15 protein-coding genes and 2 pseudogenes are annotated in these 15,336 nt (G+C 42.5%); 5 read left to right on the forward strand and 12 right to left on the reverse strand.

Annotation, left to right across the window (positions count from 1 at the left end; translation table 11 throughout):
* Nucleotides 1-19 precede the first annotated feature (19 nt).
* Entirely contained in the window at nucleotides 20-1,276 is a 1,257-nt protein-coding gene (locus tag ACTWQL_RS00715; RefSeq protein WP_443140525.1) for an L-lactate MFS transporter, read from the reverse strand.
* 418 nt (nucleotides 1,277-1,694) lie between these two features.
* On the opposite strand from ACTWQL_RS00715, the gene fdhD reads away from it, so the two are divergent.
* The gene (gene fdhD / locus ACTWQL_RS00720; protein ID WP_443141436.1) at nucleotides 1,695-2,486 is read left to right on the forward strand and encodes a formate dehydrogenase accessory sulfurtransferase FdhD; all 792 of its coding nucleotides are present in this window, start codon (nucleotides 1,695-1,697) and stop codon (nucleotides 2,484-2,486) included.
* Nucleotides 2,487-2,519: 33 nt separating this feature from the next.
* Entirely contained in the window at nucleotides 2,520-3,527 is a 1,008-nt protein-coding gene (moaA, locus tag ACTWQL_RS00725) for a GTP 3',8-cyclase MoaA (protein ID WP_443140526.1), read from the forward strand.
* Nucleotides 3,528-3,759: 232 nt separating this feature from the next.
* Here the strand turns inward: moaA and ACTWQL_RS00730 are convergent, their stop codons facing one another.
* From ACTWQL_RS00730 to ACTWQL_RS00740, 3 genes and pseudogenes are all read right to left on the reverse strand, one after another.
* Nucleotides 3,760-4,179 (reverse strand): organic hydroperoxide resistance protein, encoded by a 420-nt coding sequence (locus ACTWQL_RS00730; protein ID WP_443140527.1) that lies wholly within the window; start codon nucleotides 4,177-4,179, stop codon nucleotides 3,760-3,762.
* A 166-nt stretch (nucleotides 4,180-4,345) separates the two neighbouring features.
* The gene (locus ACTWQL_RS00735; RefSeq protein WP_443140528.1) at nucleotides 4,346-4,765 is read right to left on the reverse strand and encodes an NUDIX hydrolase; all 420 of its coding nucleotides are present in this window, start codon (nucleotides 4,763-4,765) and stop codon (nucleotides 4,346-4,348) included.
* An 85-nt stretch (nucleotides 4,766-4,850) separates the two neighbouring features.
* A pseudogene (locus ACTWQL_RS00740) lies at nucleotides 4,851-5,030 on the reverse strand (FAD-dependent oxidoreductase); the annotation flags it as partial.
* A gap of 128 nt (nucleotides 5,031-5,158) precedes the next feature.
* Here ACTWQL_RS00740 and tnpB point away from each other — a divergent pair.
* Nucleotides 5,159-6,249 (forward strand): annotated as a pseudogene (gene tnpB / locus ACTWQL_RS00745) (IS200/IS605 family element RNA-guided endonuclease TnpB).
* A 337-nt stretch (nucleotides 6,250-6,586) separates the two neighbouring features.
* On the opposite strand, the gene ACTWQL_RS00750 reads toward tnpB, so the two are convergent.
* The 7 genes from ACTWQL_RS00750 to ACTWQL_RS00780 all read right to left on the reverse strand — a co-directional run bounded on the left by ACTWQL_RS00750 (nucleotide 6,587) and on the right by ACTWQL_RS00780 (nucleotide 12,524).
* A complete protein-coding gene (locus ACTWQL_RS00750; protein WP_443140529.1) occupies nucleotides 6,587-7,921 on the reverse strand; it encodes a DUF4179 domain-containing protein in 1,335 nt (444 codons plus the stop codon).
* Nucleotides 7,911-8,441, reverse strand: coding sequence for a sigma-70 family RNA polymerase sigma factor (locus tag ACTWQL_RS00755; RefSeq protein WP_443140530.1), 531 nt, complete (start codon nucleotides 8,439-8,441; stop codon nucleotides 7,911-7,913). The genes ACTWQL_RS00750 and ACTWQL_RS00755 overlap by 11 nt, the downstream gene beginning before the upstream one ends.
* 155 nt (nucleotides 8,442-8,596) lie before the next feature.
* The gene (locus ACTWQL_RS00760) at nucleotides 8,597-8,938 is read right to left on the reverse strand and encodes a TIGR04104 family putative zinc finger protein (RefSeq protein WP_443140531.1); all 342 of its coding nucleotides are present in this window, start codon (nucleotides 8,936-8,938) and stop codon (nucleotides 8,597-8,599) included.
* A gap of 100 nt (nucleotides 8,939-9,038) precedes the next feature.
* Nucleotides 9,039-9,509, reverse strand: a complete 471-nt coding sequence (locus tag ACTWQL_RS00765; protein WP_443140532.1) for a hypothetical protein — start codon at nucleotides 9,507-9,509, stop codon at nucleotides 9,039-9,041.
* Nucleotides 9,510-10,718: a M24 family metallopeptidase gene (locus ACTWQL_RS00770; protein WP_443140533.1), complete on the reverse strand. Its 1,209-nt coding sequence runs from the start codon at nucleotides 10,716-10,718 to the stop codon at nucleotides 9,510-9,512.
* Nucleotides 10,719-10,740: 22 nt separating this feature from the next.
* Nucleotides 10,741-11,793: an S-adenosylmethionine:tRNA ribosyltransferase-isomerase gene (locus tag ACTWQL_RS00775; RefSeq protein WP_443140534.1), complete on the reverse strand. Its 1,053-nt coding sequence runs from the start codon at nucleotides 11,791-11,793 to the stop codon at nucleotides 10,741-10,743.
* Between the two features lie 5 nt (nucleotides 11,794-11,798).
* Nucleotides 11,799-12,524 (reverse strand): SDR family NAD(P)-dependent oxidoreductase, encoded by a 726-nt coding sequence (locus ACTWQL_RS00780; RefSeq protein ID WP_443140535.1) that lies wholly within the window; start codon nucleotides 12,522-12,524, stop codon nucleotides 11,799-11,801.
* Between the two features lie 188 nt (nucleotides 12,525-12,712).
* On the opposite strand from ACTWQL_RS00780, the gene larC reads away from it, so the two are divergent.
* Together larC and ACTWQL_RS00790 are read left to right on the forward strand one after the other, a co-directional pair.
* Nucleotides 12,713-13,648 (forward strand): nickel insertion protein, encoded by a 936-nt coding sequence (larC, locus tag ACTWQL_RS00785; protein ID WP_443140536.1) that lies wholly within the window; start codon nucleotides 12,713-12,715, stop codon nucleotides 13,646-13,648.
* A gap of 199 nt (nucleotides 13,649-13,847) precedes the next feature.
* Nucleotides 13,848-14,045 (forward strand): hypothetical protein, encoded by a 198-nt coding sequence (locus ACTWQL_RS00790; protein ID WP_443140537.1) that lies wholly within the window; start codon nucleotides 13,848-13,850, stop codon nucleotides 14,043-14,045.
* Here the strand turns inward: ACTWQL_RS00790 and ACTWQL_RS00795 are convergent.
* A complete protein-coding gene (locus ACTWQL_RS00795) occupies nucleotides 13,996-15,120 on the reverse strand; it encodes an NAD(P)/FAD-dependent oxidoreductase (RefSeq protein ID WP_443140538.1) in 1,125 nt (374 codons plus the stop codon). The two genes, ACTWQL_RS00790 and ACTWQL_RS00795, sit on opposite strands and share 50 nt — an antisense overlap.
* Nucleotides 15,121-15,336: the final 216 nt, after the last annotated feature.

The following is a 15,336-nucleotide window of genomic DNA, read 5'->3' on the forward strand; positions in this document are numbered from 1 at the left end:
GTAACAGGAAACTTGACTGCTAACTCGCTAATCTATCTTTATTTTCCTTCCTCAGTTTCTTGATATCAGAACGTATAAGAATCGACACGAGGAGCGCCACTAAAAATGCTCCAGCAAAAATATAAAGGGTCAGTGTATAGCTATTCGTCACTTCACGCAGCCAAGAAACAATAACCGGTCCTGCTAGTCCAGCTGCAGCCCAGGCTGTGAGAATATATCCATGGATCGCCCCTAGCTGTTTCGTACCAAACAAATCCCCGATATAAGCTGGGATAGAAGCAAAACCTCCCCCGTAACACGTCAATATCACAAATAATGAAATCTGGAATAATAAGGCTGCTGTGGTCACTGGCAACAGTAGAAATAGAACAATTTGAATCAGGAAGAATGTCGTGTATACGTTCGGCCGGCCGATGTAATCGGATAAGGAAGCCCAGCCAATCCGGCCCAAACCGTTGAAAAGACCCATGATTCCGACCATCGTAGCTGCTGCTGCCGCACTTAAACCAGCAATTTCCTGAGCCATCGGCGATGCAACAGATATTATTGCGATCCCGCATGTAACATTAATGAATAGCATCACCCATAAGAACCAAAACCGTCTTGTTTTAAGAGATTCATTCGCAGTAAGTTGTGAAAGGTCCTGTGTCTTATTTTTACGTTTTTCCATCGTTTCCTCATAACCTTCGGGCTTCCATCCTTCTGGAGGCGGCGAAAGATACGAAGAGGACAAGAGCATGATTCCTAAATACACGATACCTAGCGTATAAAAGGTTCCTGCTATACCTACGAGGTCGATTAATGAATTGATCACCGGACTGGCAATTAATGAAGCAAAACCAAAGCCCATGATCGCAAGTCCTGTCGCAAGTCCTCTCCTATCTGGAAACCATTTCACCAATGTAGATACTGGCGCGATATACCCAATCCCTAGTCCGATTCCACCAAATACGCCGTAACTAATATAAAGAAGAATAAGAGATTCAAAGTTGATCGCGAGTCCTGATCCCAAAAGTCCAAGTCCAAAAAATAGCGCTGAAATGATACCTGATTTCCTAGGGCCATGCTTTTCTACAAAATGGCCCATGAAAGCCGCTGCAAGGCCTAGAAACAGAATCGCAATACTGAACGTCCAGGAAACTCTGCTCAAACTCCAGTCAAATTGATTCATCAATGGCTTCGTAAAAACACTCCAGGAGTACACCGAGCCGATTGATAAATGGATTCCCACACCACACAAAGCAATCAACCAACGATTTTTCACCTTATTCGACACATTATCTCCCCTCACATTTTAGAATTTGCGAAGCAACACTTAATACCATTTCTTTTGGTAAAAATTTCTGCGAAGATTTTTTGAAATAATAACATGTAAGCGCATTCACAACAAATATTTTGATTTTCGAAAGGAACTTGCACAAAAAAAGAGTGCAAGCAACAAGTGCTTGCACCAAAAAAGGTATGGGCGGTGTCAGAGTATTAAGGGGATTGTCTACTTCAGTATAACATGGGAGTCTCTTTTCCGTTATTGGGAAAATTCCGCTTTTTTCACATCAAAAATTGATTGAATATGAGAAGAGTTTTCCCAATATAGTCATTTTTCAGCCCCATTTCTCAAACACTTCAACCACATAAAACATGGAAATGAGATATAATGGAGGAAGAAACCGATGAACAATGGAACGAGGGATACGATGGAAGAGATCATGACAACAAGGCGCAAAATCAAATCCTACCAGGATGGAAAAGTGACAGAAATAGAAGATATCGTCGCTACAGAATATCCGCTTACCATTAGGGTGAATGGCAATGAGTTTGCTACAATGGTATGTACACCCTCTCACCTTGAGGAAATGGTGATTGGTTTTCTTGCATCAGAAGGAATCATCCGTATTTTTGAACGTGATGTTACTTCTCTCTATCTGGATGAAGATAAAGGATTTGCCTATATTGAAACCACAGCAGAAATCACTCCTTCGATTCACGATCATACGAAACGATTCATCGGCTCATGTTGCGGAAAAAGCAGACAATCCTTTTACTTCCAAAATGATGTAAGAACCGCAAAATCTTCAATGTCAAAAGAAAAGATAACGTTTAAGCAATGCATCAACCTGATGAACGCGCTTCAATCATCAAGCGGTACATTTCACGAAACAGGTGGAGTCCACAATGCTGCTATATGTACGCAAGAGGGAATCATCGTTTCACGTACAGATATCGGCAGACACAATGCCCTTGATAAACTTTACGGACATTGCTTAATGAATAAGATCAAAGTACAAGATAAAATCCTCGTTTTCAGTGGACGGATTTCTTCTGAAATTCTTATGAAGGCTGCAAAGATCGGAGTTGGCATCCTACTCTCAAAATCCGCACCAACTGAACTTGCTCTCCAAGCTGCTGAAGACTTGAATATAACAACGGCTGGTTTCATCAGAGGAAATAAGATGAATGTATATACACACCCAGAACGGATTATATGAATTTCCAATCCATTAAGGAGGTGACAGCCCGCTATGAACGTTTTGGACCAACTTCAACGTCCCCTTCGTGATTTACGGATTTCTGTTACTGACCGTTGCAACTTCAGGTGTCATTACTGTATGCCTGCTGACATTTTCGGTCCTGATTACGAATTTTTAAAAAAGAATATGCTATTAAGCTTTGAGGAAATAACAAGATTAGCTCAATTGTTCCAGGACACTTCTGGGATCAAAAAGATCCGTATTACAGGCGGTGAACCCTTAATGAGGAGAGATTTGTCAAGTTTGATCAAGATGCTCTCTTCAATTGATCATATTGAAGACATCGCAATGACGACCAATGGTTCACTCTTACCAAAGTATGCGCAACAATTGAAAGCTGCCGGTCTGCATCGTGTAACGATTAGCCTGGACACGCTGGATGACGAACGATTCAAGAAAATCAATGGTCGCGATGTTTCAGTGGATACAGTTTTAAAAGGTGTTGACGCAGCGAGAGAGGCAGGTCTGGGCATCAAGATGAATATGGTCGTCCAAAAAGGAGTCAATGACCAGGATATAGTGCCGATGGCCAAGTATTTCCGTAAACAAGGCATCATCATCCGGTTTATCGAGTATATGGATGTCGGTAATTCGAATGGATGGAAGTTGGATGACGTCTTTTCAAAAAACGCGATCATAGAAAGGATCAATGCAGAAATGCCGCTTGAGGCTATCGATCCCAATTATAATGGTGAGGTAGCGACGAGGTACCGATACAAAGGATCCGATGACGAGATCGGCATCATCTCCTCAGTCACAGATGCCTTTTGTTCATCCTGCAACCGGGCAAGACTTTCCGCAGAAGGAAAACTCTTCACCTGTCTTTTCTCATCGAAAGGGAATGACTTGCGCGGACCTATGCGAAACGGAGCTACTGATGATGAAATGAAGGAAATCATCAAAGGCATATGGACAAATCGGAAAGACCGCTATTCCGAGGAAAGAACGGCACACACGAAAAGAAAATCGAAAGTGGAAATGTCCCACATCGGAGGATGACTGCATAAAGCAGTCATCTTTTTTCAGCGGGAACAGCACGAGTCGAAGACCCCGGAAGAAAGCGGTTTGTACTTACTGAGGAGGCTGAGGCCGTGCCCGCGGAAAGCGAAGGATGTTGACGAAGCGGTACCCTCATTTATGGATCACTAAAGAAAACCCGGACAAATTGTCCAGGTTTTCTTTCAACAAAATGCATTTTTCCAGCCTCTTACGTAATGAAATTTTTTGTTTTCTATACCGCTTTCGTATTGAGTTTGACGTCAATATTACCTCGGGTCGCTTTTGAATAAGGACAAAAATCATGTGCCTTCTTCACCAGATCTTCCGCATCTTCTTGACTGACGCCATTCACTTCAACATTCAGGGTAACACCAATTTTAAAACCGTTGTCACTAGAATCCTTCATAAAACTGACATCGGCAGTCACAGTCGAGTCGATTTCTTTTTTCTCTTTTGAAGCCATTAAATTTAGAGCGCCATCAAAACATGCTGAATATCCAGCTGCGAATAACTCTTCAGGGTTTGTCCCTTGCTTATCCGTATCATCTGTGGGCATAACAAGGTCATGGTCAATTTGCCCTGTATCTGATTTGACATGTCCTTTTCTTCCACCTTTTGCTGTTGCCTGTGATGTAAACAATACGTCACTCATCTTGATCTCCTCCTTTAAAAAATCTACTGTTGATTTTTACACTTGAAGAAAGGTTCTTAAGCGAAAAATTACTTGTGAATTTCGCAGAAAGCAATAACGCTATACAATTATCTTTCCTGCAAATCTACTTTTTAAAACACTTTTCCAGGAGGAGTCAGCTGTTCCGTCATACAGTGCCTTGAAATACATACGGAATGGAATTTTCCAGAAAACGCTCAATTCCATTTGGATGATAGGACATCCATTCATTTGCGGACTGGATATCCATCCATGTTACATCTGAAATGGTTTCTGTATCTTGAATCGAAATGTCACCCTCAATGATTCTCGCTTTAAATGTGAAGAATACAGCATGATGACCATTCTCGGTCATGAAAGCTTCATTAACTGCTACAAGATTCTCCACTTCGATTTTCAATCCTGTCTCTTCCCTTGCTTCCCGAACTGCAGCCTCTTCTAAAGTTTCGCCATCTTCTACTGCACCCCCAGGCAATGTCCAATTGTCATACTTCGTGTTATGTACCATCAATACTTTTTTCATCTGTTCATCATATATGAGTGAATAAGCTACATCTACTCGTTCCACTTTATCTTGTCCCTTCCTATTTTGATAATCTCCATACATAGTTTCAATAAAAACTTTTTTGTTCCTTTACGTTTTCTAAAAATAACTAGCGTTCGTTCACTTCCATCGCAGTCCTTATCCCGGACTCAATAGCGCCCTGGATCCAGCCATGAGGTACACTCGTATGCGCTCCTGCAAAATGCAAACGCCCTTCAGGTGAACACCCCATCCTCAAGAATGGGAAGGGCATAGCCCAATGAGTATAATCGCCTTTGGACAAGGGATGAATCTTACCATCTCCATTTTCCGACTCATGATTTGTCTAATTTTTTTGGGAATCGTTTCTTTTTCATCTCTAAAATGAAACCTTATAATATAATAGAAACATATGTTCGTTTTCAGGAGGTGGAATTCATGTTGGTTCATAGAGCCTATAAATTTCGACTCTATCCGACCAAACAACAAGAAATTTTAATCGCGAAGACAATCGGCTGCAGTCGTTTTGTATTTAATCACTTTTTGGCACGATGGAATACCTCCTACGAAGAAAAAGGAAAAGGATTGACCTATACGACTTGTTCGAAGCAATTAACGCAACTGAAAAAGGAATTACGATGGCTGAACGAAGTAGACAGTGTTGCCCTTCAATCTTCCTTGAGGCCATTTCACGATTCTTCAAGAAACAAAACAACCCTCCCCGATTCAAGTCTAAAAAGAATAAGGTCCAATCCTATACCACCAGATATACAAACGGAAATATTGCAATTGTTGGAAACAAAATCAAATTGCCCAAACTGGGACTCGTCAAATTGGCAAAGAGTCGTGTGGTTAAAGGACGGATCCTCAATGCCACCATCAGACGAAACCCAAGTGTCAACTATTATGTGTCCATTTTGGTGGAAACAGAAGTATGTGATGGGTCTAAAACCAACTCGTCAGTGGAGATTGATGTCGGACTAAAAGACTTTGCCATATTGTCAGACGGAACGGTGTATGGGAACCCTACGTTTTATCGCATCTTAGAAAAGAAACTGGTGAAAGCCCAACAAATCCTATCCAGACGTCAAAAAGGCTCTTCGAATTGGCATAAGCAACGGATTAAAGTTGCCCGAATACACGAGAAAATTGCAAATACGCGAAACGATTACTTGCATAAAATCTCTACCCATATTGTCCAAAACCACGACCTTATTGGTATAGAAGATTTGCAGGTATCCCATATGCTTAAGAACCACAACCTCGCCAAAGCCATAAGTGAAGTAAATTGGTCAACATTCCGTTCCATGCTTGAATACAAAGCAAAGTGGTACGGTAATCAGATCGTGGTGGTATCCAGGACGTTTCCTTCCAGTCAACTTTGTTCCCATTGTGGCTATCGTCATAAAGACGTTAAGGATCTTGCATGCCCAAAATGCACGACGCATCATGATCGAGATCCTAACGCAAGTAGGAATCTTCGTAAGGAAGCCTTACGATTAACCGCAGGAACTGCGGGGATCGCCTAATCCATAACTGCGGTTACGCTGGTGTTCTTAGGAATCCCCCACTTCAAGCCACTCGCAAGAGTGCTAAGTGACGGGTAGTTCAAGTATACCTTTTCAACATTATCCCGCTATATTGAAGATGCAGTCGGATTGTCATGGGTTTCAATATTAGAACAAGAAATTAGAAGTGTTATAGTTTTATTATAAAAATTATTGCATGTAAAGAAAACCTAGCAAAGCCAAGCCTTTAGCGTAGGCTGAGCTTAGTTGCACTTATACTAAAGAACGTATCTTTATACTTTCTTTAAGTGCAAAATGGAGCTGTTCAGTTGGAACAGCCCCACAAGAAATACTGCTGCTATTTGATCTTAATTTTGAACGGATCCTGGATGCGATTCGGATAATCGATGATTTTGAGTACAATCTCTTTGGTGTTTTCGGGATTGTACACTATGTAATAGTTTTGCATAATTAGTGAATTTTCATCTGAACGAGAATACCCATTTTGAGCTCTTTCCCCGTTTTGGTCAAGGTTGACAGGTATGCTATCAAAAATTTCATAGTGATGATCTTTATCTTGTTTTCCCATCCTTATCGCAAACTCAAACTGAACATCCCCACCTTCACGATTGATTTGATCCAATTGGATCCTCCCATCGCTTGGGGCTTGAGTTAGCTTTTCATCCCGAAGATCGACAACAACCTCTTGTTCATCCTTATCAATTGCACGAATTGAACTGCCGGACAAATAAAGCTCCTCAGGCTTCCTGAAATAGTTGCTCTGAAAGTATAGCGTAAAGTCGTCATCTTCGCCCGAGCTGATGATGCCATTCTGAATCGGCTCCCATACTTGGCCCTTGTCATCCATCAGCTTCAAATCATCGAAGCTGAAGAGTTGCATCTCATTCGTTTCATCATATTTGATGTGAAGTGCAATCAGCGTAGGATCGATTACCGCTTTTTCGAAATGGATTTTCTGTCTTTCCATCTCAACCGTTTCCATAATTTCAATTGTTTCTCGAGTATCTGCATACCACTCTTCTTTGATTGGAATCTCGATATTCCATTCCGAATCCAGAGTCCTGGCTTCAGAATGGATCGCTGAAGGAGAATCTGCATCTTGTAATGTCGTCTGTAGCGTGACTATCTCAGGCACCTTCACATCTTCGGCAAATGTTGCAACAATTTTTCCATTCATTTTCTTATTTTCCTGTAGATTTTCGCTTTCAAGTGGGTCTCCGTATCCTATGCTTGCTTGTATTTCTTCTCCATTCTCGTCCAGCATATTGATGCGGTGCAATCGCAAATATTCATAATCCATAGTGGTTTCAACAGAATAGAAAATAATCATCCTTGCTTGATCAACGATGATCCGATCCACAGATAGGGTGACTCCTTCATGTGTTTCTTTTTCATTCACCTCATGAATGAAATCATTTGAAACTGCATCTTCCAATCCCTTGTCTCCCTGGATCATCTCGACGATCACTTGCATTCCGGGTAATGTCTTGATGGTATCGGCAAATGCTGGTGAGATGCGCACGCTGGTAATGAACAACAAAATCAGTGTCAGTGAAGTTGCGAGGCTGACAATCGACCTTCTCTGGATCAGTTTGTATCGTTTTCCTTTCTGAATTCCCTTTTGGATGTATTGGTCAATCGACTCAGGTGTACGTATTTGTTTATCGTCCATCAACAGCACCTTCTCTCTCCAACTGCACGCGTAATTGTTTTAGTGCTTTATAGACCCACGTCTTTATCGTACTCTCTGGCTTATCTAAAATTTGTGCAATCTCTTTTGTGGTGAATCCTTGATAATATTTTAGAAAAATCACCTTTTGAAGATTTTTCTTCAAGTTCATAATCTTTTCTTTTAATACAATACGATCATTGAGATCAAATTCGTCAGAAAGTCCTTCTTCGTTTTCTATCAACCACTCGTAATGGATCATCCGCTTCTTTTTCCGAATCTCATTCAGGCAATAGTTTGTCAGAATCCTCAGCAGCCACGCTTTTGCTGAGGAAGGATCTTTAAGTTTCCTTATGGAACGATACGCTTTGAAGGTCGTTTCCTGAATGGCTTCAAGCGCATCATGTTCATTATGGAAATATCTATAGGCGACATGATAGAGCAGTTTTTTATGAGTATGTATGATTTCTGTAAAAGCGTCTTCGTCGCCGCGCTGCGCTCTTGTTACAAGTTCCTCCCCCATGATTTCCCCCCTGCTTCTTTCTTCTTCTAAGTATAAGACAAATCAGATACCAAAAAAGTTTTAATGATAGAAAATAATTGAATATAAGTCTAGAAGTCTATAATTCAACGGAAGTTACCAAGATTTCGAGGGTATTAGAGGAATTATGAAGAGATCTAATTCTTGATTTCCTTATAATTTACTAAAAAGGGGGCAATCAAAAAGCCAAGAATAGCGATGCATAAACCGATTATCAAAGTCACTATTACATTATTAAAGGGAGACAAATAATAACCAAAAATTAATATTGGTAAAACAGTTAAGGATGTCACTGTGAACCTTGAAAGGAATGCAACTTTATGTACTGAATTACACTTGCTGCATTGAATCGGACTATAAAATAAATTTGCTTTGAAGATTTTTCTCCACTTAAATATAGTGTTACAGTTATCACATTTTGGCAAAATATAACACCTCCCACTACTAATTTTAACATACAAATATGCGGTGATTTTCACTTAAATAATACTAGCAAAGGGTTAGGTTCTGTCCATAAGAAAAAGCTGAAGGTTTCCAAACGAATCCTCAGCTTTTGCCTCCGTTCCAAGAACGTATGGCTCATCTATTAAAAACAGGGGGTTCTTCGAATGATAGTCTTCTTAAGATTACTTCTGAAGATACGTACCCTCCGCTATAGACATCTTGAAGCATGTTCTTCAACCATCTGAACCGTCCAGTTGTGAGTCCATCGGCGAGTGGAAATTTTTCTGAATAATTGATTGCTATTTTAGAAGGAGCCATTTCTTCGACCACTGCTTTCAAGGTTTCGTCAAGATCACCCTGCTGGTACGTCCTGACCTCATCAAATAATCCGCATTCTTCGATGTCCTGGGCATCGATCGAACTGCAGACTGCAAGCTTCCGATTGTCCCTCGTTATGAGAAAAGCTCCAGGTCCAACGGTTTCAACACCTGTAACGAACGGCAGACATGGATCACTCCCCTCACTTGTAAAAATGAGCCAGAGGTCGATTTGCTGTTCTTTCAACTCCTCAACTGATTTCTGCAAATTCTCTTTTTGAAGACTCATTCAATTCACCCCTTCATATGGGATCGTGATGATTTGAAGCTGACGTTTGCTCAATACTTCTGGTCCATGCTCAGTTACCAGGACATTCTCTTCGACCAGCATACAAGGAAGTCCATTATCCTGGATGACGGTCGGTTCAACCGCATAAATCTCTCCAGACTGGATCTCGCCTTCCACCTGGGGACGAGGCGGTGTCCTTCTTGGTCCAAGGATAGTCCCCCCATCATGTGTCGCCCGACCAACCTGATGTCCAACTGAGTGGCGGATTGTCGGGTACCCATGTTCCTCAATACACGCCCGGCCGACTGCATCGACCTCATAACCTTTCTTTCCTGGTCTTAATGCATTGATTGATCTGGAAATCGCCTCAAGGGCAGCTCCAAACGCTTTCTGCACATCTTCCGGCGGTTCAATTTCGCCTTCTTTCAAGAAATAGCACGTTCTCGCGATGTCTGATACATAGCCCTCGCACCGTAAACTGAAGTCGACGATCACGATGTCCCCCGGTTTGACCTTATGATCACCTGGTTTCCGATGAGCAAGTCCACACCGTACAATGCAAACAAGCGGCAAATCATAAGGCTTCCCTAATCCGTTTGTGACACCTCTTGATTTCATTCCATCGACAAACAGCTCTCCTATTTCTTTTTCCGTCATCCCCACTCGCATTTTCCTGAATGCTTCCTCAAAAATATCCGTAGTGTGGGTGACCGCTCTTTTCACCGCTTCAATTTCTGCTTTCGATTTTATACATCTTAATTGTTGCAGGATCGGTTCACTCGACACTTCAATCTGTTGCAATTTCAACGGTCCAATCAACTGCTCCATCCAATGATGAAGGCCTAATGAGAGTCCATCATACAAATGATCATAAAGCGAAATGTTCAACGCCAATTTTTGAGGATCAATTGTATGGAACACTTTCAGGAACACCTCATCCATTTGCTCGTCATATGTGATGACGTCTGAAAAGACTTCCGTTTGTTGGAATGCCTCATAATCTTCTTTTGAAACGATGGCTTGGTGTAACCCACTTTTATTGATGAAGATTGTCGTTTTATCCTTTGGCAGGTTATCCGTCACAAATGGCAGGCTTGGATCATAGCCCTCCCTCGTTAAAATAAGCCATGTATCTACGTTATGTAAATCCAGTAATTTGACTGCAGCTTCCAATTTTTCATGGACGATCTGTGCACGTGCAACTGTCATAATCCTCCCCCTCTCTATATGGTTAATTAGAGAAAAGGTGATGATAGTCCTGCTTACAGGTGAAATTGTTTTGGATGCGGTGTTTCCCTATCATTTTTGTAATTCCGATAGGTGAAATGAACGCTGACAACATATCAAGATGACTTGCCTCTGGTTCGTGGAACCCGGTGATGAGGCCATCAACAACGTTCAAAGAATAGTCTTCGTGGATGTGCAGGTTCGTCCATCCTTTTTTCGAAACCGTGTTGCCTTGCTGATCGATAGCGGATTCAAGTGCACGGACGACCGTAGTCCCTACCGCAATCACCTTACCTCCAGATTGTTTCGTTTCATTGATTTCATGGACAGTTTCACTTGGAACCTCATATTCTTCAAGACTATCAGCTGGACCTACTTGCCACTGATCGTTTGTAAAATAGCTTAACCCGGTATGGAGGGTAATTGTCGCAACCTTTACACCTTTTTTCTTTAGACGAAGCAGCATTTCCCAGCTGAATGCCCTTCCTGCCGAAACCATTTCAACAGATCCCGGAACAGTCCCGTAAACCGTTTGATAATGTTCGAGAGTCCAATGGTGGTGGATATATTCATAACGGATCGGCTCGCCTAACATATACAACTGATTGTAGAGCTCATTCCCCCTTGAGGAAAAACAGATCGTCACAAGCGGTTCATTACGATTGATTGATCGGACGAATGCAGTCAGGTTCGGGGAAAAAACAAGGACATCGTTTTTTTGAACCTTCGCGTCCACAATCAGAACCTTCCAAACCGAATTACTCTTCCTTTGTGCAAGCCGGATTTCAACATTTACTTGGACGATCCTGCAGTCTCTTCTTATTTTCACCTTAAAAGAAGCTGGGAGCGTACGGCTTATATTCAAAACAAGCAAATCACCTTTATCCAGATAGTTTTCTAAATGATGAAAATGATCATGCTTCGTTTTTCCATTGACGCGATCGAGAACCATCATTTTGACATGATCACGTCTCAATCCTCTTACTTCTGGTGGCATTGAGGCATTTAATTCACCAGGGAGATGGAATTTCAACGGTTTTATTGCAGCTAGCGCCACCTCATTCACCTCTTCTCGACGACGAAGCTTTGTGCTTCTAGCCGCTTTCCATTTTCGTGCTGTGATCCACCAGATGCGAGATAAAGAAATACATCCGTCAAATCTTCCGGGTCTGCAAGCTCATAATCACAATCCGGAACAGCAAGATCATGCATTTCGGTATTCATCTCACCCGGGTCGACCATATTGATCCGGACACCGGTCTCTTCCAATTCATCCGCCCAAATCTCCGTCAATCCTTCCAATGCAAACTTGGAAACCCCATACGCCCCCCAGCCTGCATAACCAACATTCCCTGCTTCAGAGGTAACGTTGATGATCGAGCCAGATCCTCTTTGCAGCATACCTGGCAAAACACGTTTGGTAAGTCTGAAAGGACCGTCCGCATTGACACGCAAGACATCCAGAAAATCCTCACCTGGATAATCCGCTAGATACGGCATTGGACTTGGTCCGAGTCTGGAAGCATTATTGATCAGTACATCAATTTTTCCGAAATTCGATTCTGTCAGCGAAACAAAACGCTCGATATCTCTTGGATCGGATGCATCAGCTGTTACAGCAAGGACCTCAGCTCCTAATGTCTCGAGTTCTCTTGCCACCTCATTCAGTTTCACTTCACCCCGGGCGCAAATTGCAAGGTTCGCTCCATTATTCGCAAATGCTCTCGCGACGGCTCTTCCTAGCCCTTTAGATGCTCCGGTAATCATGACGACTTGTTTTTCCTTCATTGATAAACAACTCCTTAATGGTTTGATTTCTTAGTTTTAGTTTATTGAAGAAGGCGTTTCTTTTCGTCAGAACCGAGGTTGAACTTTTCCTACCGAAATGGACCGATGAAAAGTCTAAGACCGCTCTACGACCACAGATGTAGAAACGTGTTAAACTATAACTAACAATTAACTTCAGGTGGTTTATGATGAGATTAAAAATGCTTGCCAGCAATGGTTTGATGATGCAAAGCGTACAAGAAGCTTTATTGACGATTCCTTACGTAAAGGCGTATTCAGAAGCGTGTCGTGAATGGATGGAAAACGGAAATCTAGAGGAGCAGGACCAGATCCCTGGACTTACCGATAACCCTGACATCGATCAAGAAGAATTACATGCGTATCGATGTGTAATATGGCTCACGGAAACCTGCGATATAAAAATCGAATTGGTCGATACGCTCGATATAACCAAAAGGGATCTACAAAATCCGGTTCATAGTCAGCGATTAATGGCCATTCCCTGTACCGTTGTAAAAGAGTCAACGTTATCCTATCCTGCCTCCCTCTTTCTCGCTGACTCTGTCACAGTTTCACGAGAGCCACTGTTATTTGATAAGTGTCACCAAGGCAAGTGCGGAAATCAAATAACCACTCTCTTTGAATTCAGTGAAAATGATCCTGCACATCGTACAGAACATGTTGATGAGAAGATGGTCATGCTGGAAACCAATATCGATGATTGTACCGGGGAAATGATGGGCTATACGCTAGAAGTCCTCTTAAATAATGGGGCTAGTGATGTTTTCTTCACACCGATTACGATGAAAAAGAATCGACCCTCCTACAAACTGTCTGTCCTTGTTTCTTCTGATAAAATGGAAAGACTCGAATCATTACTATTTGAGGAAACATCCAGCCTGGGTGTCCGTTCATATCCTGTCTCATGTCACCGATTGGGAAGAAAGTTCATGAAGGTGGAAACAGAGTGGGGTTCTGTCTCTGTAAAACTAGGGGTTCATAAGAACAAAATCATTCAGGTCTCACCGGAATTTGAGGACTGCAGACTTCTGGCTGATAAAAATGAAATCTCATTCAAAAGAGTGTACGAACAAGCAAAAAAGATGGCTCTAGACATGATCTAGAACCATCTTTTCTTATGGCTGTTTTCACAAATTTTGTTGCTCTTGAAAGTCGTTGATTTCCGCTCCAGGATGCTCGCTTTCCGCGGGGCGTGCGGTGAGCCCACTCGTCGCTTTGCGACCTCAGGAGTCTCCGTTTCAAGGAAGCATTTGTGCTCCTGCGTCTACAAGAAAGTCCTGTCGAAGTGAGCTTCCTCGTCGCATGCCTTGCGAGGAGATTATTCAGGTAGTAGGCACGCTGATCCCGCTGGAGTCTCGCACCTTGCACTCCAATCAACTTGCACAAGATGAGTTCTTAAGAATGACTCAAAAGCAACAATCTTTTAGAAAAGAGCCTTTCTTATTATCACTTATTGCAGCTTGGATAAAGCACCGGCTACATCGTAGTCATCAAGATTAAGCTCAAGTTTTTTTCCAAGAGCCAGTTTAGCAAGTTCCGAACCTAAATAAGGGCCGCTGGTAAGGCCTGATGCGCCGAGCCCATTGGCAAGCAATAAGCCTTCTACTTTTGGCACTGGACCGATGATTGGCAGAAATCCTGGGGTGAACGGGCGGAAGCCAACTCTCATCTCAAGGATGGTACTATCGTTCAATCCGGGTGCCACATCAAGCGCTTTATCCAAAATCTCTCGGATTCCCCCAGCAGTTACGCGACGATCAAAGCCGACCTCATCTTCATGTGTTGCTCCTACCACGATTCTTCCGTCGTCAAAACTGAGAAGGTATTGGTTATTGGGAGGCATCACAACGGGCCATCCGCTCGTTTGGGTATCCGGGATTTCCAGATGCATGATCTGAGCTCTTTGCGAGTAGAGTTCGAATTTCCACCCCAATGGTTGCAGAAGTTCCTGCGACCACGCACCAGTCGTGAGGATCACTTGATCAGCATCAATTGCCTGGCCCTTCACTTTTACGCCGGTTACCCTGTTTCCTTTATGAATAAGTTCGGCATCACCATTTAAGGTTGTCGCTCCATTTTTTTCGGCAGCTTGGATCAATGCCTTCCTTAAGGCGCCACCATTCACACGTGCTGCACCACTGACATGGACGGATGCATAATCCTCAGATAACGGTGGGAAAAGGGCTTTCGTCTGAGCAGGAGTCAACCGGGTGACTTCCCCGATATCAGGAGCATCCTCCCTTCGTTTCAATGCTCGTTCGGCCATCTTATCTAATTTATTCTCATCCGTATGTAGACTGATTGCCCCAACACGGCTGTATCCCGTATTCGTCTCACCATCAGCTTCCAGGTCCTTGATCAGTGCAGGGTAATACCTCGCACCTCCTTTGACCAGACGGTACCAGGCTTTATTCCGACGCTGTGAAAGCCAGGGGCAGACGATCCCTGCAGCCGCTTCAGTCGCTTGTCCTGGGTCTTTGCGGTCAACTACAATCACTTTTGCTCCAGCCTTCGCCAGATGATAAGCCGTCGAAGCACCGAGAATCCCCGCTCCGACTACAATATATTTTTTCATCAAAAACACCTTTTCTATGGAAAACTGCTTGATTTTATAGATTCTACGATGTATTTTAGCATTTTTAAGGGAGGATTTCATTCTGGGCAAATTAAGGAAAAAGACTGACTATTGTCAGTCTTCAATTTTGTTTATTTTTAAGATTTATTGCGTTATCAGTGTTGATTATCTCTACAACTTAATGCCAAAACGCTACAATTCTAAAATTATCAAATT

The organism is Pseudalkalibacillus sp. R45, assembly GCF_052246725.1.
Lineage (GTDB): Bacteria > Bacillota > Bacilli > Bacillales > Fictibacillaceae > Pseudalkalibacillus.